Below are 23,637 nucleotides of genomic sequence, written 5' to 3' on the forward strand. Positions count from 1 at the left end.
TCTACATGGAACAGAATAAAGGTTTTTGGTATGCCGACTGGTCGTTCCCGATCTTCGTTGGCCTGCTCTCCTCCGGCGTCTTCGCCGGGACGCACATGTACTACCTCTACGGCATCGGCGCGTTTAACGAAGTGGCCTTCGTGGCGATGCTGAAAGCGGGAATCGATACCGGCGTCTACGGCGCGGTGGCGGCGTTCGGCGCGAGCTTCCTGTTCGCCCGCATTATTGAAGGATCGCTGGTGGGTATTCTCGACATCGGTGGGGCGATCCAGACCGGCGTGGGCCTCGGCGTACCGGCGCTGCTGCTGGGCGCGGGGATCATGTTCCCGGTGACCAACTTCATCGCCTCGCTGATTACCGGCCTGGTGATTGGTCTGGCGATTGGCTACGTCATCATCCTGGCGCGTAAGTTCACCATCAACCAGAGCAACTCCACCTACGGTGCAGACGTGATGATGGGCGCGGGTAACGCCTCCGGCCGCTTCCTCGGGCCGTTGATTATCCTCAGCGCGATGACCGCCTCCATTCCAATCGGCGTCGGTTCGCTGGTCGGCGCGCTGCTGTTCTACATCTGGCAGAAGCCGATTACCGGTGGCGCCATCCTCGGCGCAATGATTTTGGGCTGGCTGTTCCCGGTCGCCCTTTAATACTCGCGGGCGCTCCGGCGCCCGCCATATCAGGAGATCCTCATGTTTGATTTACTCCTGCGCCGTGCGCGCCTCGCCGACGATACCCTGACCGATATCGCCATTCAGGACGGGAAGATCGCCGCGACGGGCGAAATTGACGCTCCCGCCCGTAAAACGGTTGAGCTTAACGGTGACGTGTACGTTAGCGCGGGCTGGATTGACTCCCACGTTCACTGCTACCCGAACTCACCGATTTACCACGACGAGCCGGACAGCGTGGGCATTGCCACCGGCGTCACTACCGTGGTGGACGCGGGCAGTACCGGGGCCGACGACGTGGACGATTTCTACGCGATTACCCGCAAGGCCTCCACCGAGGTCTTTGCCCTGCTGAACATCTCCCGCGTGGGGCTGATTGCCCAGAACGAGCTGGCCAACATGGCAAACATTGACGCCGATGCGGTGAAGCAGGCGGTGAAGCGCCACCCGGATTTTATTGTCGGCCTGAAGGCGCGCATGAGCAGCAGCGTGGTCGGTGAAAACGGCATCACGCCGCTGGAGCGCGCCAAAGCCATCCAGAAAGAGAATGGCGACTTGCCGCTGATGGTGCACATCGGCAATAACCCGCCGAACCTCGATGAAATCGCCGAGCTGTTAAGCTCCGGCGACATCATTACCCACTGCTATAACGGTAAGCCTAACCGCATTCTGACGCCGTCCGGCGAGCTGCGCGCCTCCATCACCTCCGCCCTGAAGCGTGGCGTGCGTCTGGACGTCGGCCACGGCACGGCGAGCTTCAGCTTTGAGGTGGCGAAACGCGCCATCGCGATGGGCATTCTGCCGCACACCATCAGCTCGGATATCTACTGCCGCAACCGCATCAACGGCCCGGTGGGCTCGCTGGCAAGCGTGATGTCGAAGTTTCTCGCCATCGGCATGTCATTGCCGCAGGTGATTGACTGCGTGACCTCGAACGCCGCCGACGGCCTGCGCCTGACGCGCAAGGGCCGCATCCAGCCGGGTCTCGACGCCGACCTGACGCTGTTCACGATTAAACGCCAGCCAACGGTGCTGACGGACGCTGAAAACGACAGCCTGCAGGCTGAACACATTCTGGTGCCGCTTGCCGCGATCCGCGCGGGCAAGGGCTACATGACCGAACAAGGGAGCACGGAACATGCCTTCGATTTATGAGAAGTATAATTTAAAGCAGGTTATCAACACCTCTGGCCGCATGACGGCGCTGGGCGTCTCCACGCCGCGCCCGGAAGTAGTGCAGGCGGCGATGGACGGCATGAATCATTACTTCGAGATGAAGGATCTGGTCAATAAAACCGGGGAATACATCGCGAAGCTGCTGGATGTGGAAGGCGCGACGGTGGTCTCCTGCGCGTCGGCGGGCATCGCCCAGTCCGTGGCGGCGGTGCTGGTAAAAGACAGCGACTGGCTGCTGGAAAACCTGCACGTCACGCCAATCGAGAACAATGAAATCGTCCTGCCGAAAGGCCACAACGTTAACTTTGGCGCGCCGGTCGGCACCATGGTGGCGCTGGGCGGCGGCAAGCTGGTGGAAGCGGGCTACGCCAACGAATGCTCCGCCGACCAACTGGCGGCGGCCATCACCCCGCGCACGGCGGCGATCCTCTACATCAAATCGCACCACTGCGTGCAGAAAAGCATGCTCAGCGTCGAGCAGGCGGCAGTCGTCGCACGTAAACACTCCCTGCCGCTGATCGTTGATGCCGCGGCGGAAGAAGATCTGCACGTGTACTACCGCTCCGGCGCGGATCTGGTGATTTACAGCGGCGCGAAGGCGATCGAGGGGCCAACCAGCGGCCTGGTGATCGGCAAAACCCAGTACGTCGAGTGGGTGAAACGCCAGACGGCGGGCATTGGCCGCGCCATGAAGGTGGGTAAAGAGGGGATCCTCGGCCTGACCTGCGCCATTGAACACTACCTGACGGCCACCAAGGAAAGCGGTGCCGAGATGGTGGCGAAGATGACACCGTTTATCGACGCGCTCAACACCCTGAACGGCGTCACCGCCCGCGTGGTCTGGGACAGCGCGGGTCGCGATATCGCCCGCACCGAAATTAAGTTCGACGAAGCCACCACAGGCGTCGGCACGGGTGACCTGGTGAACGCGCTCAAGCAGGGCGAATACGCCATCTATTTCCGTGGCTACAAGGCCAACGAAGGGATTATCGAAGCGGACGTGCGCAGCGTAAGTGCTGACCAGCTGAACATCGTCTACCGCCGCATTAGTGAAGTATTAGGACAGGAGAAAAACGCATGAAACTGACCCCCAATTTTTACCGTGACCGCGTCTGCCTGAACGTGCTGGCCGGCTCGAAAGCCAACGCCAGCGCCATTTACGAGGCGGCGGAAGGTCACGTGCTGGTGGGCGTGCTCTCCAAAAATTACCCGGACGTGGCGAGCGCGGTCGCGGATATGCGTGAATACGCGGCGCTGATTGATAACGCGCTCTCCGTAGGGCTGGGCGCGGGCGATCCGAACCAGTCGGCAATGGTGAGCGAGATCTCCCGCCAGGTGCATCCGCAGCACGTTAATCAGGTCTTCACCGGCGTGGCCGCGAGCCGCGCGCTGCTGGGGCAGAATGAATCGGTGGTCAATGGCCTGGTCTCTCCGACCGGTACCGTCGGTATGGTGAAAATCTCCACCGGCCCGCTGAGCAGCAAAGCGCCGGACGGCATCGTGCCGGTTGAAACGGCGATTGCCCTGCTGAAAGACTTCGGCGGCAGTTCGATTAAGTACTTCCCGATGGGCGGCCTCAAGTGCCGTGACGAATACCAGGCGGTGGCGGAAGCCTGCGCCCGTCACGACTTCTGGCTGGAGCCGACGGGGGGTATCGATCTGGAAAACTATGAGGCGATCCTGCAGATCGCCCTCGACGCGGGCGTGAGCAAAATCATCCCGCATATCTACAGCTCGATTATCGACAAAGCCAGCGGCGATACGCGTCCCGAAGATGTGCGTACGCTGCTGGCGATGACGAAGAAGCTGGTGAAGTAGAACTCACACATATAAAGGAGCCACCATGCACACCCGTAACCTGCTTGTCGCTTCACTCTCAATGCTCGCCACCGCCGCCATCGCCCAGACGCAATACGCCTGGGTGGGCACCTATAATCCGAATGGTGAAGGGCTGTACCGTTTTACCGTCGACCCGCAAACCGGCGCGCTGGACGATAAAACGCTGGTGAGCAAACTGCCGAATGCGGCGCAGTTGACCCTTTCGCAAGACGGTAAAACGCTGTATCTGGCAAGCGAAGTGGAGCAGGGCGTGGTGCAGGCGCTGCGCGTCGGCGATAACGGTGAGCTGAGCGAGCTGAATCAGGTGGCCTCCGGTGGCGCCGGGCCGGTGTATCTTTCGCTAACGCCAAACGGCAAGCATCTGCTGGTGGCGAACTACGTCAGCGGATCGATTGCCGTTTTGCCCGTCAACGCGGACGGCAGCCTGGGTGACGCGACGGACAGACATCAGGACCAGGGCGAACCGGGCGCGGCGAAGCCGGAAGCGGCTGTCGAAGGTAGCTTTGCCATCAGCGATCATAACGGCCCGCATGCGCACATGATCGCCGCCGATCCGAGCGGGAAGTACGTTTTTTCCACCGATCTTGGGCTGGATCGTATCTATCAGTACCGCTTTGACGATCGAACCGGAAAGCTAACGCCGAACGATCCGCCGTTTATCAGCGCCTCCTCAAAAGGCGCCGGCCCGCGTCATTTTGTTTTTACGCCGAAAGGCGATGCCCTGTGGCTGATTAACGAAGAGGCGTCGACGCTCACCCATTATGCGCTGGACAGCAGCGGCAGACTGAAAGAGGGTAAAACGGTCTCTGCCCTGCCGGACGGCTATAAAGGCACCAGTTTTGCTGCCGGGCTGGCGCTAAGCGCCGATGGTAAACAGCTGTATGTGGCGAACCGTTTGCATAACAGCATCGGGCACTTTACCGTAACAGCGGAGGGCACGCTGACGCATCAGAAGGATGTCTGGACGCGCGGCGACTACCCGCGCACCCTGACGCTCGATAAGCAGGGACGCTGGCTGTACGTCATGAACCAGCGCAGCGACAACATTACCCGTTTCCGCGTGACGCAGGACGGCAAGCTGAGCTTCGAGCCAGACTATACCCCGGTCGGCAGCCCATCCCAGATGGTCATTTCACCCTGAGCAGTAAGAGGACAACGACGTGCGATTTCCGAACCAACGTTTAGCGCAACTTTTCGATCTGTTGCAAAACGAGACGCTGCCGCAGGACGAGCTGGCGCAGCGGCTGTCGGTCTCCACGCGAACCGTCCGCGCAGATATCACCGCCCTGAACGCGCTGCTGGCGAGCCACGGCGCGCAGTTTATTCTGAGCCGGGGTAACGGCTACCAGCTTAAAATTGACGATGCCGAGCGCTATCAGCAGCTGCAGGCATCGCACCCGCGCGCGCTGCGTATTCCCCGAACGGGACCGGAGCGCGTGCACTATCTGGTGGTGCGTTTCCTGACGTCGGCGTTTTCACTTAAGCTTGAAGATCTGGCCGACGAGTGGTTTGTCAGCCGCGCCACCTTGCAGAGCGACATGGTGGAAGTGCGCGAGTGGTTCCAGCGCTATAACCTGACGCTGGAAACCCGCCCGCGCCACGGCATGAAGCTGTTTGGCAGCGAGATGTCGGTCCGCGCCTGCCTGACCGATCTTCTGTGGGAGCTGGCGCAGCAGGACAGCCTTAACCCGCTGGTGACGGAGGTCGCGCTCAACGCCGGGGTACCGGAGCAGATGGTGGTCGTGCTTCACGACGCGCTCACCCGCCATCACATTCGTCTGACCGACGAAGGCGAACTGTTCCTGCGCCTGTACTGCGCGGTGTCGGTGCGGCGCATCAGCGAGGGGTATCCGCTGCCGGAATTCCACGCGGAAGACGTGGAAGAGAACGTGCGCGAGGCGGCGAAGGATATCGCGGTGGCCATTCAGGAGCTGGCGGGCAAGGCGCTTGCGCCATCGGAAGAGAGCTGGCTGTGCGTCCACATCGCGGCGCGGCAGATTCAGGAGATTGCCCCCAGCGCGATTAACGCCGACGACGACGAAGCGCTGGTCAACTATATCCTGCGCTACATCAACACCCACTATAACTACAACCTGCTCAGCGACGCGCAGCTGCACGCCGATCTGCTCACGCACATCAAAACCATGATCACCCGCGTGCGCTATCAAATCATGATCCCCAATCCGCTGCTGGACAACATCAAGCAGCACTATCCGATGGCGTGGGATATGACACTCGCAGCGGTGTCGAGCTGGGGCAAATACACGCCGTATGCGATCAGCGAAAACGAGATTGGTTTTCTGGTGCTGCACATCGGCGTGGGGCTGGAGCGCCACTACAACATCGGCTACCAGCGCCAGCCGCGTGTACTGCTGGTGTGCGACGCCGGTAATGCGATGGTGCGCATGATCGAGGCGGTGCTCCAGCGCAAATACCCGCAGATCGAGGTGACGCGCACGCTCACTCTGCGCGAATACGAGCTGGCGGATGCCATCGGCGAAGACTTTGTCATCTCCACCGCCCGCGTGAGTGAAAAATCTAAACCGGTGGTGACGATCGCCCCGTTCCCGACCGATTATCAATTGGAGCAGATCGGCAAGCTGGTGCTGGTGGACCGCACCCGCCCGTGGATGCTGGAGAAATACTTCGACGCGGCCCATTTCCGCATTCTCGACAAGCCTGTTGACCAGCAAACGCTGTTCCGCGAGCTGTGTGACCAGCTTGAACGCGAAGGCTTTGTTGGCGCGGAGTTTCTGGATTCGGTCGTTGAGCGTGAAGCTATCGTCAGCACCATGCTCGGCGACGGTATCGCGCTGCCGCACTCCCTCGGCCTGCTGGCACAGAAAACGGTGGTCTATACGGTGCTGGCTCCGCAGGGTATTCAGTGGGGGGATGAAACGGCGCACGTCATCTTCCTGCTCGCCATCAGCAAAAGCGAGTACGAAGAGGCGATGGCGATTTACGATATTTTCGTCACTTTCCTGCGAGAACGGGCCATGTCACGGCTCTGTAGCTGCGGGGATTTCGCCGGGTTTAAGGCGGTGGCGATGGAGAGTTTGAGTCGTTTTTGAGATAGGGGTGGATGGATAATATCCGCCTTTGATCAACGCAGATGATGCACAACCTGATTGCTGCTGCCGCGCCAGATCAGCGCCGGGTCTTTTAAAACCTGCACGAACTTGCCGTCGACCAGGACGTTAATCAGATCCACCACTTCCATCTGAGCAGCGTTCAGTTCATCCAGCCTGTATCCCGTCCAGACCCAGATATCCTTTCCCGCGCACTCGCGGCGAATGCGTTTTACCAGCTTCAGGATCTCCGGCACGTTTTGCGGGTGCAGCGGATCGCCGCCGGAGAGCGAAATCCCCTGGCGTTTGATTCGCGTGTCGTTCAGGTCGTTGATGATTTTATCTTCCATCTCCGCGGTGAACGGCATGCCGGAATTGAGTCGCCAGGTGCTTTTGTTGTAGCAGCCGGGGCATTCGTGGACGCAGCCTGAAACAAACAGGGTGCAGCGGGTGCCGGGGCCGTTGACGATGTCGACAGGGTAGTACTGGTGATAGTTCATTGCGAATAACCACGCCGGGTGGCGCTGCGCTTACCCGGCCTACAAAAGAGAGCGGTCCGTAGGCCCGGTAAGCGCAGCGCCACCGGGCATAAATGTGGCAGTGGCTCAACCGATCTGCCCATTCCCCAGATGTTTCACCCGGCGCTTCACCTCTTCCTGCTTGCCGGCGTTAAACGGACGGGCATCCGGGCTGCCGAGATAGCCGCACACGCGGCGGGTCACGGACACGCGGGCTGCATCGTGGTTGCCGCATTTCGGGCAGGTAAAGCCTTTGCTCGTACACTCGAACTCACCGGTAAAGCCACACTCGTAGCATTCGTCGATTGGCGTATTGGTCCCGTAATACGGCACGTGCTGATAGCTATAATCCCACACGTCTTCCAGCGCCTTCAGGTTGTGCTGGATGTTCGGGTACTCGCCGTAACAGATGAAGCCGCCGCTGGCGATGGGTGGATAGGCCGCTTCGAAGTCGATCTTGTCGTACGGGTTTACCTTTTTCTCCACGTCGAGGTGGAAGCTGTTGGTGTAGTACCCTTTGTCGGTCACGCCTTCCACAATCCCGAACTCGGCGGTGTCCAGACGGCAGAAGCGGTCGCACAGGTTCTCGCTCGGCGTACTGTAGAGGCTAAACCCGTAGCCAGTTTCCTCTTTCCACTGGTCAACCGCGTCGCGCAGGCGCTGGACAATCGCAATGCCTTTTTCGCGCAGGGCCGCGCTGTCGTACATATGCGCGTCGCCAGACAGGGCGTTGATGGTTTCGTGGATGCCGATATAGCCCAGCGAAATCGACGCGCGGCCGTTTTTGAAGATCTCGGACACGTCATCGTCCGCCTTCAGGCGCACGCCGCAGGCCCCTTCCATATAGAGGATGGGCGCCACGCGGGCTTTCACCCCTTCAAGGCGTGCGATACGGGTCATCAGCGCCTTACGCGCCAGCTGCAGGCGTTCATCCAGCAGTTTCCAGAATTCAGCTTCATTGCCTTTGGCCTCCAGCGCGATGCGCGGCAGGTTCAGGCTGATGACGCCCAGGTTGTTACGCCCGTCGTGGATCTGCTCGCCGTTTTCATCCTCGTACACCCCGAGGAAACTGCGGCAGCCCATAGGCGTTTTAAACGAGCCGGTGACTTTTACCACCTGGTCGTAGTTCAGAATGTCCGGGTACATGCGCTTGCTCGCGCACTCCAGCGCCAGCTGTTTGATGTCGTAGTTCGGATCGCCAAACTTGTGGTTCAGGCCGTCGCGGATAGCGAACACCAGTTTCGGGAACACCGCGGTTTTGCGGTTCTTGCCGAGGCCGGAAATACGGTTGCGCAGAATGGACTGCTGGATCAGGCGTGATTCCCAGCTGGTGCCCAGGCCAAAACCGAAGGTTACAAACGGCGTCTGCCCGTTGGCGGTGTGCAGCGTGTTCACTTCATATTCCAGCGACTGGAACGCGTCGTAGCACTCTTTTTCGGTACGGGAGTGCGCATAGCCGTCCGCGTCCGGGATCTGCCACTCTTCGGCAGTTTTCCGATGCTTGTTGAAGCTCGCCGTCACGAACGGGGCCAGCACTTCGTCAATGCGGTTAATGGTGGTCCCGCCATAAATGTGGCTCGCCACCTGAGCGATGATCTGTGCCGTTACCGCTGTCGCCGTGGAGATCGACTTAGGCGGTTCAATCTCGGCGTTACCCATTTTAAAGCCCTGGGTCAGCATGCCTTTCAGGTCGATCAGCATGCAGTTGAACATCGGGAAGAACGGCGAGTAATCGAGGTCGTGATAGTGGATCTCGCCGCGCTCGTGTGCCGAGACCACGTCGCGCGGCAGCAGATGCTGGCGGGCATAGTGTTTGGCGACGATACCGGCCAGCAGATCGCGCTGGGTCGGGATCACTTTGCTGTCTTTGTTGGCGTTTTCATTGAGCAGGGCAGAGTTGGTCTGCTCCACCAGGCCACGGATCTCCTGATTCAGGCGACCGCGCTTCTCACGCTGCACGTCGCGATCGTGGCGATACTCAATGTAGGCGCGGGCTAACTGTTTGTAGGGGCCAGCCATCAGCTGGTTTTCAACCGCGGTCTGGATCTCGTTGATATCGACCTGGCTGCGTTCAGTCATCTGGCTGCTAACGACTTCTGCGACGGTGGCGCAGTAATCTGCGTCATCGACTCCCGCTGCTTTAGCTGCACGCAGAATGGCTTCCTGGATGCGCTCTGATTTAAACGGCACTTTACAGCCATCACGTTTCATCACATGCGGTGTCATGATCACTCCATTTTTAAAAACAGGTTATCCACAGAGGTGGAGAAGTATTCACCGGACGTATTCCCCGCCAGGCCAAAGACTTCCCCCGTTCCCAGCTCGTGTTATCCACAATTCCGGCCAGCGTCAGCGCCGTCTTGTTGTTGGAATAGTAGACGATTAATACAAGATGTTGGGTCGGCGTGCATTTTAAGTTCTACATATAGTGATTTGCATCAAACAAGTTTGCGATTTATTTGACGCAGAACAAAGTAAAAAGACGAGAGTACAAACGGCGGGCGCTTCAGCCTTTGTAAAGACGCGAAGGAAAAATCTGATTAATTATTCAACAAAAACAAGCGCTCAACGTGGTACATGCTGAGCGCCGTTCGGTTAATTCATCGCGCAGGCCCAGCTCAATCCTGCCTGTAAAAAGGCTGCGGTAGCGATACTGCCCAGTATCACCGGAATGAGAAGGGAGCGGTCAGGGGCCGCATCCTGTTTTTGAGGTTCTTCAGCACTCAGGGCGGACATCGCCTCTTCCCGGGTGCGCGCCGCCAGAAGCTGCGCGCGCACTCGATCTTCTGTCAATAAACTGGTCAGCGTCGTCAGCAGCTGCATATGGGTACTGCCTGCTTCCGCGGGCGGAATGGCGAGCAGGAAAACCATTCTGACCTCTTCATCACTGTCCAGCCCCGGCCAGCGTATCGGGTCGTCAAAGAGTGCCAGACAAAACGCCGCCTGCTGCACCGCCTCGGTTTTACCGTGCGGAACGGCGAGCGCTTCACCCAGCGCGGTAGGGCCTTCGCTTTCGCGCTGTAACACGCTCTGGATGAATGTTTCTTCATCGCAGATGATTTTTCGCCTGGCGAGCGGTTCGGCGAGCCAGCGGATCAGCGCTTCAGGCGTACGGTGCGGCGGGTTGATAAAAACCAGATCGGGGTGCGTCAATGCAAGCAAGTTCATATTAAGCCTCCATCAAAAAATCGCAGGTTGCGAAAGGGGGGATTGCCGTTACCGGCGGCACAGGCTCTTCCAGATAGTTGATCTGACGTAGCCCCGCCAGACTTTCCGGGACGGGAACCGGCTGCGTCCCGGCGTTAAACACCCGGACGACGGTGCCATTCGATCGTTGCGCATGGGGCAGGGCAGAAAGGACTAGCGGCTCCGGCAGGGTCAATAATGAGAATTGTGCCGGAAGCTGATGCTCGGGCAGACGCAACGCAAAGCGCTCAAGGCGGTGATCGAGCGTGTGTAACGATTGCCGTTGGTAGGTGAAGGGCTGTCCCGCAGCCTGGTTTTCCAGCTGGCGAAGCGTGAGATGATCGGCGCTGTCGGCCAGCGCGACGGTAAATGAAAAGTGCAGCGGTTTCAGTAACTGGGCGTCGGGGGTCTCAACCACCGTATTATTAATGCCGGACGCCCGGCCCGGTCGCCAGTCGAGATCGTTGCGCCCGAGCACGCCCGTCGCTTTAAACAACGTCAGGGCAATCGTCGCGGGTTCGCTGCCGATAATCTGAAATTCCTTCATACCGCGACTATTCACCACCAGCGCTTTGCCCGCTTCCGCGACAGCAATAATGCCTTCGGTGGTTTCGATATCCACGGGCATCTCGCGATAGCGCTCCTGCCAGTTTCCACTCTCACACCCCGTATCGCGCTGGATTATCGCGAAGGGCTGGGAGGCGATAGCGTGACGGGTGCGAATATCGCTGCCGATCAGTAAACGTAGCCGGTGATCGCAGTGGCTGTTTTCCAGCGAAGCCTCGACGTACAGGTTCGGATCGTCTTCGCGTAATGTGCACTCCAGACGAAGGGATAACGGCGTTCGGGCAGTATCCTGGCGTCCGGCGAGATCTGGCGGAAGAAACAGGGTGGCTTCAACGATCAGCTTTTCGACAAGCGGCGTTTTCAGGCAGCCGACGAGCGTGAAATGGTCGCATCGCGTCGGCGTATCGCCCGCAAGCGGTGAGAAATCGTAGCTGTCGCCCGCATCCGCACAGTCTTCAAGGGTAAAGAACGAGGGGATGCATCTGCCGCTGCGTTTGTCCTGCAGGGTTAGCGTTCCGTCGTCCAGCGTTAATCGATAATGCGCATTCTCTATCTCGCTGCCCGTTGTCTGTTCAGGCTGCCGGAAAGGCGCCGGGTCATCTTCAACGTTAACGCTGAGATAGCCGACCGGTGGCAGAACCGGTGTTTTCACAGCAACGTGCCAGCGGTAATAAGGGGGAAGGGGCGTTTCACACTCGCCTTCGGCGTTAAGGGAGATCGCCGTTCCGCCGGGCAACACGTCTCTTTTCAGGACGTCGAAGGGGATGGCCTGCCCCTGATACATCAGGGCGATATTTTCAGCGCGGCTATAGAGAGTGGTTTTCACCACGCGCTGCGTTTGCGTGCCCAGCGGGTTAAAAATCAGCAGATCGCCTTCCCGGGCGCAGGCGGCGGCCAGGGTTTTCACCACCAGGTTCCACAGGCTATGGCACAGCTGTTCGGTTTGCTCCAGTCGATGCAAAATATCGCGGTTGGTGGCATCGCTGTTACAGCCGCCGATGGAGTCATGGGCATGGCTTCGCAACAGCTTCTTCCAGAGCGTATCGACCACCGAGAGGTTGACCGGCAGCCCCTGATGACGCGCCATGGCGATTGTCGGCTCCAGCTGCCGCAGGATGAACTGCTCAACTGCATCATTTTTCTTTTTAATGTCGTAGCGCACGGAGCCGATCGTTTTATGGATGCGGGTGTAGCGCGGCGATTTCAGCTCTCCTTCCCAGAATTCAAACTGCTCACGCTGCGCGCGCAGAATGCCGACGTAGCGCTCCAGCGAACTGATGACGTAACGGTCCTCATCCGGGGAGCGTGCGCTGGCGACCTGCAGGATTTTCGGCAGCGCCGGGTCGATACTGACCTGATCGCCGCCGCAGGGCAGCAGCAGGTCATTTATTCCGGCCCGCGAGCGCAGGAGATTGACCATCGGATAGATTTTTCCCTGCAAATGGCTCGCGTCTGAAGAGATGTTTTTAGCCGCGCCATAACCGAGCGCCATCGCGCAGGCGATAACGGTCGCCCCTGACGGCGCGCGCCAGAGGAACTGGCTGCTTTTCGCCTGTCTGTCGTGATCGATGCCGCGCCAGAAGACGATGTTGTCGATATTGCAGCCCTGCAAAATCGTGGGCATCTGCGCATTGTGGCCGAAGGTATCAGGAAGATACCCAACCTGCATGGCGTGCCCCAGCTTTCGGGCAGAGAAGATGCCGTATTTGAGGTTGCGGATAATGGATTCGCCATGCACGTTGTAGGTATCCGTCTGGGTATACCACGGCCCCACAAAAATCCTTTTCGCTCTGACCAGCGTCTCCAGCCTGGTGCGATAATCGGGATTGATGGCGAGAAAGTCCTCTACCACCGCCATCTGTCCATCAAGGTGATAGCAGCTGTAAGCCGGGTCGTGCTCCAGCGTGTCGATGACGTCCGCAAAGTTATATGACGCCAGCACCATGCTGTCCTGACGGGTGAAATACCACTCTTGATCCCAGTGCGTATGGGCAATGACGTGGATCTGATTCATGACCTTCCCCTTAGCTGGCGTTCTTTGGGCTGACGTAAAGCACGCCCAGGGCGCAAATCAGTGCGCCAATAAAGACGCTCGCCAGGTAGCCCGCCACGTTGGTTGCCAGCGGCCAGCCCCAGATGGCCGGCAGCGGCAGCGTCTGCTTCACGCCGAGTGCAATGGCGACCAGCGCGCCGGCGACGGCACCGGTCATGAACACCGGGATCAGACGTGGGTTTTTCAGGATGAACGGGATCGCGCCTTCGGAGATCCCAATCACGCCCAGCAGCAACGAGGTGCTGCCAACGGTTTTCTCTTCCCGGCTAAAAACATCCGGTAGTCCAAAGCGGCCGTTGAGGAACGCGGCAAAGCCGACGCCAACAGAGGGGATCACGATGGAGAGTTCGCGGGCGGTGAGATCAAACGTTTCGCTCATGCCATTCAGGCCGAGCGCGACTGAGCCTGCCGCCTTGTTGACCGGGCCGCCCAGGTCAAACGCGGTGCCTGCGGCGATCATCGCGGAATAGAATCCGCGCCCGGTGTCACCTGCCGAGGTAAAAAAGACCACCATCAGCTGGTTAAGCGAGCCGAAAATCGGGTTAATCAAATATTCCATGACCATCACCAGCGTAATGCCGGTGATGAGCGGGACGACCAGCATGGTCTTGATGGTGGTGAGCTGCTGGCGGACGTGAATGGAATCATTCAGCCAGCGCACCAAATAGCCCACAAAAAAGCCAATGCCGATCGCGCCGAAAAAGCCGGACGGCATAAAGCCTTCGATATCAAAGAAGCGCTTATAGACCTCGTCTGACATGATGCCGCCGATAAGTCCGGGGATCAGCGCCGGTTTGCCGGCAATGGAAAACGCCAGATACATGGCGAAAACCGGATACATGAACTTAATGGTCATAAAGCCCACTTTATCCAGCACGCTGAACGGCGAATGGTCGATGTTAATAAACTGGCCGGTAATTTTGGCCGTTGCCATCATCAGCCCGCCCATGACCACCACCGGCAGCATATAGCTGATGGCCGCCATGATATGGCCGATAAAAATCTGGTAAGCCGAAGGCTGGAGTTCGTCTTCATGTACGACAGTCGTGACGTTTTTTTCCATGGCAAGCGCCTGACGCAGATAGCGATCGGTATGCTTGATCAGCTCTTGCGTGCGGGTCTGAAGGTGGGGAATGTTTTCAAAGCGTTCGACATCCTGAATGGGGACGTCGGTTGCCAGAATAATGGCCGTGGCGGAGGCAATATCCTGCTTCGTTAAGCGGTTTTTAACGCCGTCGCTGCCCTGCGTTTCGACCTTAACCTCAATATTGTGCTCTTTAGCCCATGCAATAATTTTATTCGCCGCCATAAAGGTATGTGCAATGCCCGTCGGGCACGCCGTTACCGCGACAACTTTCTGTTTCGTCATTGTCATAATTCCCTGGATGTGAAAACAGGGAAAGTATAAAGAGAACCTAAAACAGTTTTTAACGTTTGCTAATACTAATTACGTATCGTGATACGCGTAAATGCAATGTGTGAAGCGCCTTCCAGAGACTATTTCTCTGTTGTGTTAATATCATGCCGGGATTAAACAGGGTGTAATATATGAATTCATTCCAGGGAAGTGAACGCTTGATATTTGAATACATTCAGCATCACGCGTCTAATATTTCTAATATTTCGGCAAAAGAGATTGCCCGTGATACCTTTACAACGACAACATCCGTTAATCGTGTGTGTAAAAAAATGGGGTATAAAAGCTATACCGAGCTTCGGTATCGTTTTTTACGCGATCATTTTACCCCTGCGCCTGCAGTGCCCGACGCGGGTCCGCAGGCGGACGACATTGTGGCGGAGGTGTCCAGGCTGCTCATCCATTCCAGCCATATCTATCTGTACGCACGCGGCGCCTCGCTTACCAGCCTCAACTACCTGTCGCGCTTTTTATCGCTGGCGAGCCTGCCGCATCTTATTTTGAATGACATGCACCAGCTGACACGGGTATCGAAGGGGACGCTGGTGCTGATCAGCAAATCCGGGGAGACACAGTCGCTGATAGAAATGGCGCGAAACGCGCTGCGCAAGGGCTTAAAGATTATTGCAATTACCCGTCAGGGGGCGACGCTGGCGTCGATCTCAACGCTATGCTGGCCGTTATCGATCGACATTAACGCGGTATCGCTGTATCAGCGGGAGGGACAGCTTGAACTGTTAAGCGCCGTGGACCGTATCGGCTGCAGGCTGCTGCAGCACGATACGGTGTAGTCAGGCCGTCAGAGCTGCTTCACTATCCCCAGACGTACGGCATAATCATTTTCATGGTTGCCGTCATTGTTGATATAGGTTTTATCCAGTGACACCAGCTCGACGTAAGGCGTCCAGCCATCGTCGAGCTGGTAGTTGAACGCAACGGTATGCTCCCAGTAGGTATCATCCCCGGTTCCCTGATCGACATTATCCTGCCAGCGGAAGCGCGGGTTGTAGGACATACCGAATTTGCCAATGTTGTACGCGAACCAAATGTCGAACTGGTGTGACTGACGGCGGGTATAGCCGCTGCCGTCGAGTTCTTTGTCGCTGTGCGCGTCATTGATGGTGTTATAACGGTAACGGGCGGAAAGATTCAGACCGTTATCAAACGCTTTCCAGCCCTGAATGAAGGGGCGATAGTGGGTATTACTGGGGGTGAAAACCGTCACCATGCCAGGCGCAACGGCAAAGCCATTGCCCAGATTGAAGCGCCAGCGCGTTTCAATCTCCTGTGCCGCCTCCGTTAATCCTTTGTCATCGGGATTATTTCGGTCGGTATCACCAAAAAAGGTGTCGTTATGGTTTTGTGCGGCTTCAACGGAGAAGTAAAAACCGTTATCCGCCTGATGCATAACCTTAATACGTGAATCATTTACGTCAGAGCGCGTATTATGGCCAAAGCGAAGGTCGACGGACGTATTTCCGCACCATCCCTGTGTGCTCAATAATAATGCGCTAATACACGTTACTTTAATAATTGTCTTTTTCATCATGTCCTGCCGAGGTTATTTAATTGGCAGGACTATTTTTATTTTCGGTACGCCGTGATGTAAAAGTTATCGTCGTACATTTAGCGTATCGCTAAACATAAAAAAGGAGATACAGCATGCTGTATCTCCTGACGTTTATTCCTGCACCCACCAGATGGCTTCAAACGGGCGCAGTTGCAGCGTATCGGGACGAGAGGGGACGTCCTCATAGTTGCTGAGTGCGACCTGCCATGCGCCCTGGACCGGGTCCGGCTGCCACTGCTGGCGCTCTCGGCTCAGGTTTGCCACCACCATCAGCGTCTGGCCCTGCCACTGGCGGCGATAGCACCACAGGGAAGGGTGTTCCGGCAGCAGATCGTCGTAATCCCCCCACGTCAGCACCGGGAGGGTTTTGCGCAGACGAATCAGCGACTGATAGGTGTAGAACACTGAATCCGGGTCGTCCAGCGCCGTACGGGCATTCACGGTTTCATAGTTATCGCAGACTCCAATCCACGGCTCGCCCTCGGTAAAGCCCGCATTGTGCGACGCGTCCCACTGCATTGGGGTTCGCCCGTTATCGCGGGATTTACTCGCCAGGATCGCCAGTAATTCATCCGGCTCACGGCCATTGGCCCGCAGTTCGGCGAACATGTTCAGGCTTTCCACGTCGCGGTAGTCGGTGATGCGGCTGAAGTGCGGGTTGGTCATGCCCAGCTCTTCACCCTGGTAGATATACGGCGTGCCCTGCATGCCGTGCAGCACCATGCCGAGCATCTTTGCAGCGTGAACGCGGTGTTCCCCTTCGTCGCCAAAGCGCGACACGATGCGCGGCTGGTCGTGGTTACACCAGAACAGCGCGTTCCAGGCTTTGTTGTGCATCCCCTGCTGCCAGTGGCGGAAAAGGGTTTTCAGCGCCACGAAGTCCGGCTTTGCCTTCGTCCACTTTTCGCCGCCGGGGTAGTCCACCTTCAGGTGGTGGAAGTTAAAGGTCATCGACAGCTCGCGCCCGTCGAGCGACGCGTACTGCTGGCAGTTCTCCAGCGAGGTGGAAGACATCTCGCCCACCGTCATCAGGTTGCGCGGGGTGAAGACGTCGCGGCTCATTTCCTGAAGATATTCGTGAATGCGCGGTCCGTCGGTGTAGAAGCGACGACCGTCGCCGAAGGGATCGTCCGGGAAGGTCTGATCTTTCGAAATCAGGTTAATGACGTCGAGGCGCAAGCCGTCCACGCCGCGATCGGCCCAGAACTCGCATACCTTTTTCAGCTCGGCGCGCACCGCCGGGTTTTCCCAGTTGAGATCTGCCTGCTCGGGCGCGAAAAGGTGAAGATAATACTGCTCGCTCTCGGCGTGCCAGCGCCAGGCGTTGCCGCCAAACTTGGAGCGCCAGTTGTTGGGGAGCTGCTCCGGCGTGCCGTCGCGCCAGATGTAGAACTGGCGGTACGGGCTCTCTTTGTTCAGCGACTCGCGGAACCAGGCGTGCTGCGTAGAGGTATGGTTAAACACCATATCCAGCACGATGCGAATGCCGCGTTCGTGCGCTTCGGCAACCAGCTCGTCAAAATCATCCAGCGTGCCAAAGGACGGGTCGATGGCGGTGTAATTCGCCACGTCGTAGCCGTTATCCACCTGCGGGGAAATATAAAACGGCGTCAGCCAGATGGCGTCGATGCCGAGGGTTTTCAGGTAATCCAGCCGCTGCGTCACGCCGCGCAGATCGCCGGTGCCGCTGCCGGTGGTGTCCTGAAAACTCTTTGGGTAAATCTGGTAGATGACGCCGTTCTGCCACCAGTGAGGAAGGGTATTCATAGTGCGTTCCTGCAAATGCGAAGGGGCGCAATTGCGCCCCGAAAGATGAAGTTAAACAATCTGCAGCGTGCCCTGACGGAACTTACGCTGGTAAACCACGGTGGTGAGCGCCATGGGGACGATAATCGCCACCGCCATGGCCAGGGCAAACACCTGCCAGAAAGTAGGCTGGATGGAGAGGATCCCCGGCAGGCCGCCGACGCCAATCCCGTTCGCCATCACGCCGTTCAGGCCGCACAGCAGGCCCGCCAGGCCAGAGCCGATCATCGCGCAGAGCATCGGGAAGCGGTACTTCAGGTTGATGCCGTACATCGCCGGTTCGGTGACGCCGAGATAGGCGGAGATGGCCGCCGGAACGGAGATCTCACGCTCGTTGTGCTTACGACTAACGATAATGATGCCGGTCACCGCAGAGGCCTGTGCGATGTTAGAGAGGGCGATAATCGGCCAGACCGGGGTACCGCCGAGGCTCTGGATCATCTGCATATCGATGGCCAGCGTGGTCTGGTGCACGCCGGTGATCACCAGCGGGGCATACAGGAAGCCAAACAGCGCGGCACCGATTGGCGCGAAGCTGCCGGTCATCAGATGACGCACCGCGAAGGCCACGCCGTCGCCGATCATGCGGCCAAACGGACCGATAAAAGCGTGCGCCAGGAAGACGGCCAGGATCAGCGAGCAGACCGGCACCACCACCAGGTAGAGGTAATCCGGCACGATGCGCTTCAGACGCGTCTCAATAAAGCCCAGCGCCAGACCCGCCAGCAGGGCCGGAATGACCTGCGCCTGATAGCCCACCTTGGCGATGGTAAACAGGCCGAAGTTCCATACTTCCGGCACCTGCTGACCAAGTAAGTAAGCGTTCATTAACTGCGGAGAGACCAGCGTGACGCCCAGTACGATACCGAGAATTGGCGTACCGCCCATCTTGCGCACGGCGGACCAGCAGATCCCGACCGGCAGGTAGAAGAAGATCGCTTCGCCAATCAGCCACAGGAAGTCATAGATGCTTTGCAGCGCCGGGTACATCTGCGCCAGGGTTTTACCGTCGCTCATTGGCACATCGCCGATGACGTTACGGAAGCCCAAAATTAAGCCCCCGCTGATCAGCGCCGGCAGCAGCGGGAAGAAGATTTCTGCAAAGTGGGAAATCAGCTGCTCGTGCCACTTCATATTCTGGCGCGCCGCCTTCTTCGCCTGCTCTTTATCGGCAGAAGAGTGTCCGGTGGTCGCCAGCAGAGCCTGATAGTAATCGCCCACTTCGGTACCAATCACCACCTGGAACTGTCCGGCGTTGGTGAAGCAGCCTTTCACCATGGAAAGCTCTTCAATCGCCTTCGGGTTGGCCCTGGCCGGATCGTTCAGCACGAAGCGCAGGCGGGTAATGCAATGGCTGACGGTGGCGATGTTTTCGCGGCCGCCGACCAGGACGATCAGCCGATCGATATCTGCTTGTTTGACTTTACTCATCATGAAACCTCATGACAGATGTTGAGGGGGGTAATGACCTGAGCGCAAGCCTACTCCTTCAGCGTGACGGCGAAAATGGGAACGTTCCCGAAATCGGGCGAAGATCACAATAAACGATTCAGGGGGGGTTATGAGAGACGGGCAGGAATAACGATCTGGCGCGGCTCGCTCCGCCCGTTGATCTGCTCGATCAGCTGCGCGGCGGCCTGCCTGCCGGACTCGGCGTAGCCCGGATCGACGGTGATAATTTCAGGGTGCAGGAACTTCATCAGCGGCGTGCTGCCGACGCTCGCCACCTGCAGGTTATCAATGCGCTGCTCCTGCAGATACTTGCTGGCACCCAGCGCAAGGGTGTCCGTGGCGCACACCAGCGCGGTGGTCTGCGGCGTCAGGACGCTGGCGACCTGCTCGTAGCCCTGCTTCATGCCCAGCCCCGGCAGGGAGGCCACGGCAGGGAGATTGTGCTTTTTGCAAAAGGCCAGATAGGCTTCGTGGCGGCGCTTGCCGGTGGTAACGTCCGCGTGCGGCACGCCAAGATAGCTGATGTGGCGGTGGCCTTCTTCGTACAGGCGCTGCATCAGGGTGATAATCGCCCCCTCATCGTCATAACAGACGGAGGCAAAGCCGTGGGCATCGCGCGCCAGCAGCACCAGCGACGGCTGCCAGTGTTTCAGCATCTCCTCGTCAATGCCGGTAAAACCAAACAGCACCACGCCGTCAATGTTACGGCGCTGGAGCATGCCGAGATGTTCTTCCACCAGCTGTGGCGAGAACTGGCTCTCCATCATGATCGGATCATAGCCCTGCTCGTAGAAGGCAGGCAGCATGGTCTGAACGGCGAGGTTTTCGGAGAGGGAATCCAGACGCGAAACGATGATCGCAACCACTTTATCGCTCTGCCCGCGCATGGCGCGCGCGGAGCGGGAAGGGGAAAAACCGTGCTGATTCATGACCGCCTCAACGCGCTCGCGGGTGCGTTCGCTGACGCCGCTTTCGTTGTTCAGCACGCGTGAGACGGTTGATTTCCCCACGCCGCTTAAACGCGCGATGTCTTTAATTGTAAGGCGGTTCTGCATGCTGTTTTCCCTGTAACAACGACAAAATGGTCAATTGAGCCTAATGCTATAGCGCGATTTCGCTATGGGCAAAGTCTGGTTTACGTACTGTTTATTTGCAGGCGCGTATAATACCGCCCGAATCGTCACAAAGGGTACGCTTAAATCTTTATACTGCGCGGCGACACCCTGTTTTTTTACTTACCGGAGGCTTTATGGATCCCGATCCCGCACCTCTCCTGAACGGGAGAATTTGTTCTTTCCGGTAAGCCAGCTTTTGCTGTCTCACCGGTAATGTGAGGCAGCAACGTCCCAAACGTTCCTGCTTGAAAAATTGAGTGCCTGACAGGTACGGCTTTGCCACGCCTGAAGGGAATGCTGCGTCCGCCTGGCGGATGCGGAGGAATGTCTATGTTTAAAAATATCACCCGGCAGCTGCAGGCGCTGCTAAGCCGCCATCTGCCACACCGTCTTGTTCAGCGCGACCCGCTGCCCAATGCCAAAAACATGGCGGGAGCGGCGATCCCGGCGTCCCTGACCGAACGCTGCCTGAACGTGGCGGCGATGGATGAAAACGAAGTCTGGCGCGCCTTTGGCGGCCATCCGGAAGGGCTGAACGCGGCAGAAGTGGAAAAAATCCGCGCCGTGCACGGCGATAACCAGATCCCGGCGCAGAAGCCCTCTCCGTGGTGGGTGCACCTGTGGCTCTGCTACCGCAACCCGTTCAACCTGCTGCTGACCGTACTCGGCATTATCTCTTACGCGACGGAAGATCTCTTTGCCGCGGGCGTGATTGCCCTGATGGTGGGTATCTCCACGCTGCTGAACTTCATTCAGGAAGCCCGCTCCACCAAAGCGGCGGACGCCCTGAAAGCGATGGTCAGCAACACCGCAACCGTCTCGCGCGTGATTAACGACCTCGGCGAAAACGCCTGGGTGGAACTGCCTATTGACCAGCTGGTGCCGGGCGATCTGGTGAAGCTGGCGGCGGGAGACATGATCCCGGCGGATTTACGCATCATCCAGGCGCGGGATCTGTTCGTGGCGCAGGCCTCTCTGACCGGGGAGTCCCTGCCCGTTGAGAAGGTATCGCGCAGCCGCGACCCGCAGCAGATGAACCCGCTCGAGTGCGACACCCTGTGCTTTATGGGCACCACGGTGGTCAGCGGTACCGCGCAGGCAATTGTCACCGCCACCGGCGGCAACACCTGGTTTGGACAGCTTGCCGGGCGCGTCAGCGAGCAGGAGAGCGAGCCGAATGCGTTCCAGAAAGGGATTGGCCGCGTCAGCATGCTGCTGATCCGCTTTATGATGGTCATGACGCCGATTGTCCTGCTGATCAACGGCTACACCAAGGGCGACTGGTGGGAGGCGGCGCTGTTTGCGCTCTCCGTGGCCGTCGGCCTGACCCCGGAAATGCTGCCGATGATCGTTACCTCCACGCTGGCGCGCGGGGCGGTCAAACTCTCTAAACAAAAGGTGATCGTCAAACACCTCGACGCCATTCAGAACTTTGGCGCGATGGATATTCTCTGCACCGATAAAACCGGCACCCTGACGCAGGATAAAATCGTGCTGGAGAACCACACCGACATCGCCGGTAAAACCAGCGAGCGCGTGCTCCACAGCGCGTGGCTGAACAGCCACTACCAGACCGGGCTGAAAAACCTGCTCGACGTGGCGGTGCTGGAAGGCGTGGACGAGGAGGCCGCCCGTACGCTCTCCGGCCGCTGGCAGAAGGTGGACGAAATCCCGTTCGACTTCGAGCGCCGCCGCATGTCGGTGGTGGTGAGCGAGCAGCCGGACGTGCACCAGCTGATCTGCAAAGGCGCGCTGCAGGAGATCCTGAACGTCTCCACGCAGGTGCGCCATAACGGGGAGATCGTGCCGCTGGACGACACCATGCTGCGCCGCATCAAGCGCGTCACCGACAACCTGAACCGTCAGGGGCTGCGCGTGGTGGCGGTGGCGAGCAAATTCCTGCCCGCGCGGGAGGGGGACTATCAGCGTATCGACGAATCCGATTTGATCCTCGAGGGTTACATCGCATTCCTCGATCCGCCGAAAGAGACCACCGCACCGGCGCTGAAGGCGCTGAAGGCGAGCGGCATCACCGTCAAAATTCTCACCGGTGACAGCGAGCTGGTGGCGGCCAAAGTGTGCCACGAAGTGGGGCTGGACGCGGGCGACGTGGTGGTGGGGAGCGACATTGAGCACCTCACCGACGACGAACTGGCGCAGCTTGCCCAGCGCACGACGCTGTTTGCCCGCCTGACGCCGATGCACAAAGAGCGCATTGTGACGCTGCTGCGTCGTGAAGGGCACGTGGTGGGCTTTATGGGCGACGGCATTAACGATGCGCCCGCGCTGCGTGCGGCGGACATTGGCATCTCCGTGGACGGCGCCGTGGATATCGCCCGTGAAGCGGCGGATATCATCCTGCTGGAAAAGAGCCTGATGGTGCTGGAGGAGGGCGTCATCGAAGGGCGTCGCACCTTCGCCAACATGCTCAAGTACATCAAAATGACCGCCAGCTCCAACTTCGGTAACGTCTTCAGCGTGCTGGTGGCGAGCGCGTTTCTGCCGTTCCTGCCGATGCTGCCGCTGCACCTGCTGATCCAGAACCTGATGTACGATGTCTCTCAGGTAGCGATCCCGTTTGATAACGTGGACGACGAGCAAATCCAGAAGCCGCAGCGCTGGAACCCGGCCGATCTGGGCCGCTTCATGCTGTTCTTTGGCCCGATCAGCTCCATCTTCGACATTCTGACCTTCTGCCTGATGTGGTTTGTGTTCCACGCCAACACCCCGGAACACCAGACGCTGTTCCAGTCCGGCTGGTTCGTGGTAGGGCTGCTGTCCCAGACGCTGATTGTGCATATGATCCGCACGCGCCGCATTCCGTTCATCCAGAGCCGTGCCGCGTGGCCGCTGATTGTGATGACGGGCATAGTGATGGCGCTGGGTATCGCGCTGCCGTTCTCACCGCTGGCAAGCTACCTGCAACTTCAGGCGCTGCCGCTGAGCTACTTCCCGTGGCTGGTGGCGATCCTCGCGGGCTATATGGTGCTGACGCAGATGGTGAAAGGATTCTATGCGCGTCGATATGGGTGGCAGTGAGCTCATTTTGCCACAATCCAAACGTAGGCCGGGTAAGGCGAAGCCGCCACCCGGCATCTGGCTTTCCTCCCAAATTCAACAACCTGTGATCTCCGTCGGCGCATTCGCTTGACGACAATTTGTACGCATGTTAACAGAATGTTTTGCCTGTATTTGGCCCGTC

General features: G+C 58.5%; 17 protein-coding genes. 8 read left to right on the plus strand and 9 right to left on the minus strand.

Annotated elements, in window-relative coordinates; genetic code table 11:
- The first annotated feature begins 5 nt into the window (after positions 1–5).
- Genes IM299_RS14650 through IM299_RS14675 form a run of 6 tightly spaced genes read left to right on the plus strand, consistent with a single transcriptional unit; the run spans position 6 to position 6,754 of the window.
- Positions 6–647 carry a DUF4310 family protein gene (locus IM299_RS14650; protein ID WP_003856081.1) on the plus strand — a complete coding sequence of 214 codons (642 nt, stop codon included), beginning with the start codon at positions 6–8 and terminating at the stop codon, positions 645–647.
- A gap of 42 nt (positions 648–689) precedes the next feature.
- Positions 690–1,823: an amidohydrolase/deacetylase family metallohydrolase gene (locus IM299_RS14655; RefSeq protein WP_048960841.1), complete on the plus strand. Its 1,134-nt coding sequence runs from the start codon at positions 690–692 to the stop codon at positions 1,821–1,823.
- Positions 1,807–2,925, plus strand: coding sequence for a DgaE family pyridoxal phosphate-dependent ammonia lyase (locus tag IM299_RS14660; protein ID WP_028015299.1), 1,119 nt, complete (start codon positions 1,807–1,809; stop codon positions 2,923–2,925). Before IM299_RS14655 ends, IM299_RS14660 begins: the two co-directional genes overlap by 17 nt.
- Positions 2,922–3,662, plus strand: coding sequence for a KDGP aldolase family protein (locus IM299_RS14665; RefSeq protein WP_193357687.1), 741 nt, complete (start codon positions 2,922–2,924; stop codon positions 3,660–3,662). The genes IM299_RS14660 and IM299_RS14665 overlap by 4 nt, the downstream gene beginning before the upstream one ends.
- A gap of 25 nt (positions 3,663–3,687) precedes the next feature.
- On the plus strand, positions 3,688–4,824 hold the full coding sequence (locus IM299_RS14670) for a lactonase family protein (RefSeq protein WP_193357688.1): 1,137 nt from the start codon (positions 3,688–3,690) through the stop codon (positions 4,822–4,824).
- Between the two features lie 19 nt (positions 4,825–4,843).
- Positions 4,844–6,754 carry a transcription antiterminator gene (locus IM299_RS14675; RefSeq protein WP_193357689.1) on the plus strand — a complete coding sequence of 637 codons (1,911 nt, stop codon included), beginning with the start codon at positions 4,844–4,846 and terminating at the stop codon, positions 6,752–6,754.
- Between the two features lie 32 nt (positions 6,755–6,786).
- On the opposite strand, the gene nrdG is transcribed toward IM299_RS14675, so the two are convergent.
- The 5 genes from nrdG to IM299_RS14700 all read right to left on the minus strand — a co-directional run bounded on the left by nrdG (position 6,787) and on the right by IM299_RS14700 (position 14,444).
- Positions 6,787–7,251 carry an anaerobic ribonucleoside-triphosphate reductase-activating protein gene (nrdG, locus tag IM299_RS14680; RefSeq protein WP_193357690.1) on the minus strand — a complete coding sequence of 155 codons (465 nt, stop codon included), beginning with the start codon at positions 7,249–7,251 and terminating at the stop codon, positions 6,787–6,789.
- 105 nt (positions 7,252–7,356) lie between these two features.
- Positions 7,357–9,495, minus strand: coding sequence for an anaerobic ribonucleoside-triphosphate reductase (gene nrdD / locus IM299_RS14685; protein ID WP_041911452.1), 2,139 nt, complete (start codon positions 9,493–9,495; stop codon positions 7,357–7,359).
- Between the two features lie 369 nt (positions 9,496–9,864).
- Positions 9,865–10,437, minus strand: a complete 573-nt coding sequence (locus tag IM299_RS14690) for a PTS sugar transporter subunit IIA (protein WP_193357691.1) — start codon at positions 10,435–10,437, stop codon at positions 9,865–9,867.
- 1 nt (position 10,438) lies between these two features.
- Entirely contained in the window at positions 10,439–13,036 is a 2,598-nt protein-coding gene (locus IM299_RS14695; protein ID WP_193357692.1) for a glycoside hydrolase family 38 C-terminal domain-containing protein, read from the minus strand.
- Positions 13,037–13,046: 10 nt separating this feature from the next.
- Positions 13,047–14,444: a PTS fructose transporter subunit IIC gene (locus IM299_RS14700; RefSeq protein WP_193357693.1), complete on the minus strand. Its 1,398-nt coding sequence runs from the start codon at positions 14,442–14,444 to the stop codon at positions 13,047–13,049.
- Between the two features lie 179 nt (positions 14,445–14,623).
- Between IM299_RS14700 and IM299_RS14705 the strand changes: the two genes are divergently transcribed.
- The gene (locus IM299_RS14705) at positions 14,624–15,283 is read left to right on the plus strand and encodes a MurR/RpiR family transcriptional regulator (RefSeq protein WP_193357694.1); all 660 of its coding nucleotides are present in this window, start codon (positions 14,624–14,626) and stop codon (positions 15,281–15,283) included.
- Between the two features lie 8 nt (positions 15,284–15,291).
- Here the strand turns inward: IM299_RS14705 and IM299_RS14710 are convergent, their stop codons facing one another.
- The 4 genes from IM299_RS14710 to treR form a co-directional block, all read right to left on the minus strand.
- On the minus strand, positions 15,292–16,038 hold the full coding sequence (locus tag IM299_RS14710) for an oligogalacturonate-specific porin KdgM family protein (protein WP_028015309.1): 747 nt from the start codon (positions 16,036–16,038) through the stop codon (positions 15,292–15,294).
- Positions 16,039–16,173: 135 nt separating this feature from the next.
- A complete protein-coding gene (treC, locus tag IM299_RS14715; RefSeq protein WP_193357695.1) occupies positions 16,174–17,829 on the minus strand; it encodes an alpha,alpha-phosphotrehalase in 1,656 nt (551 codons plus the stop codon).
- Between the two features lie 51 nt (positions 17,830–17,880).
- The gene (treB, locus tag IM299_RS14720) at positions 17,881–19,299 is read right to left on the minus strand and encodes a PTS trehalose transporter subunit IIBC (protein WP_028015311.1); all 1,419 of its coding nucleotides are present in this window, start codon (positions 19,297–19,299) and stop codon (positions 17,881–17,883) included.
- A 128-nt stretch (positions 19,300–19,427) separates the two neighbouring features.
- On the minus strand, positions 19,428–20,375 hold the full coding sequence (gene treR, locus IM299_RS14725; protein ID WP_028015312.1) for a trehalose operon repressor TreR: 948 nt from the start codon (positions 20,373–20,375) through the stop codon (positions 19,428–19,430).
- A 390-nt stretch (positions 20,376–20,765) separates the two neighbouring features.
- Here treR and mgtA point away from each other — a divergent pair, with 390 nt between their 5' ends.
- Positions 20,766–23,474 carry a magnesium-translocating P-type ATPase gene (gene mgtA / locus IM299_RS14730; RefSeq protein WP_193357696.1) on the plus strand — a complete coding sequence of 903 codons (2,709 nt, stop codon included), beginning with the start codon at positions 20,766–20,768 and terminating at the stop codon, positions 23,472–23,474.
- The last annotated feature ends 163 nt before the right edge of the window (positions 23,475–23,637 follow it).

The organism is Enterobacter cloacae complex sp. P47BA, from assembly GCF_014930485.1.
GTDB classification, from domain to species: Bacteria; Pseudomonadota; Gammaproteobacteria; order Enterobacterales; family Enterobacteriaceae; genus Enterobacter; species Enterobacter bugandensis.

Bases quoted from the DNA above. Each gene is read 5' to 3' on its own strand.
- IM299_RS14690 (WP_193357691.1), bottom strand. From the start codon at position 10,437: ATGAACTTGCTTGCATTGACGCACCCCGATCTGGTTTTTATCAACCCG.
- IM299_RS14705 (WP_193357694.1), top strand. From the start codon at position 14,624: ATGAATTCATTCCAGGGAAGTGAACGCTTGATATTTGAATACATTCAG.
- treC (WP_193357695.1), bottom strand. From the start codon at position 17,829: ATGAATACCCTTCCTCACTGGTGGCAGAACGGCGTCATCTACCAGATT.
- treR (WP_028015312.1), bottom strand. From the start codon at position 20,375: ATGCAGAACCGCCTTACAATTAAAGACATCGCGCGTTTAAGCGGCGTG.
- IM299_RS14710 (WP_028015309.1), bottom strand. From the start codon at position 16,038: ATGAAAAAGACAATTATTAAAGTAACGTGTATTAGCGCATTATTATTG.
- nrdD (WP_041911452.1), bottom strand. From the start codon at position 9,495: ATGACACCGCATGTGATGAAACGTGATGGCTGTAAAGTGCCGTTTAAA.
- nrdG (WP_193357690.1), bottom strand. From the start codon at position 7,251: ATGAACTATCACCAGTACTACCCTGTCGACATCGTCAACGGCCCCGGC.
- IM299_RS14655 (WP_048960841.1), top strand. From the start codon at position 690: ATGTTTGATTTACTCCTGCGCCGTGCGCGCCTCGCCGACGATACCCTG.
- mgtA (WP_193357696.1), top strand. From the start codon at position 20,766: ATGTTTAAAAATATCACCCGGCAGCTGCAGGCGCTGCTAAGCCGCCAT.
- IM299_RS14665 (WP_193357687.1), top strand. From the start codon at position 2,922: ATGAAACTGACCCCCAATTTTTACCGTGACCGCGTCTGCCTGAACGTG.
- IM299_RS14670 (WP_193357688.1), top strand. From the start codon at position 3,688: ATGCACACCCGTAACCTGCTTGTCGCTTCACTCTCAATGCTCGCCACC.
- IM299_RS14695 (WP_193357692.1), bottom strand. From the start codon at position 13,036: ATGAATCAGATCCACGTCATTGCCCATACGCACTGGGATCAAGAGTGG.
- IM299_RS14660 (WP_028015299.1), top strand. From the start codon at position 1,807: ATGCCTTCGATTTATGAGAAGTATAATTTAAAGCAGGTTATCAACACC.
- IM299_RS14700 (WP_193357693.1), bottom strand. From the start codon at position 14,444: ATGACGAAACAGAAAGTTGTCGCGGTAACGGCGTGCCCGACGGGCATT.
- treB (WP_028015311.1), bottom strand. From the start codon at position 19,299: ATGAGTAAAGTCAAACAAGCAGATATCGATCGGCTGATCGTCCTGGTC.
- IM299_RS14650 (WP_003856081.1), top strand. From the start codon at position 6: ATGGAACAGAATAAAGGTTTTTGGTATGCCGACTGGTCGTTCCCGATC.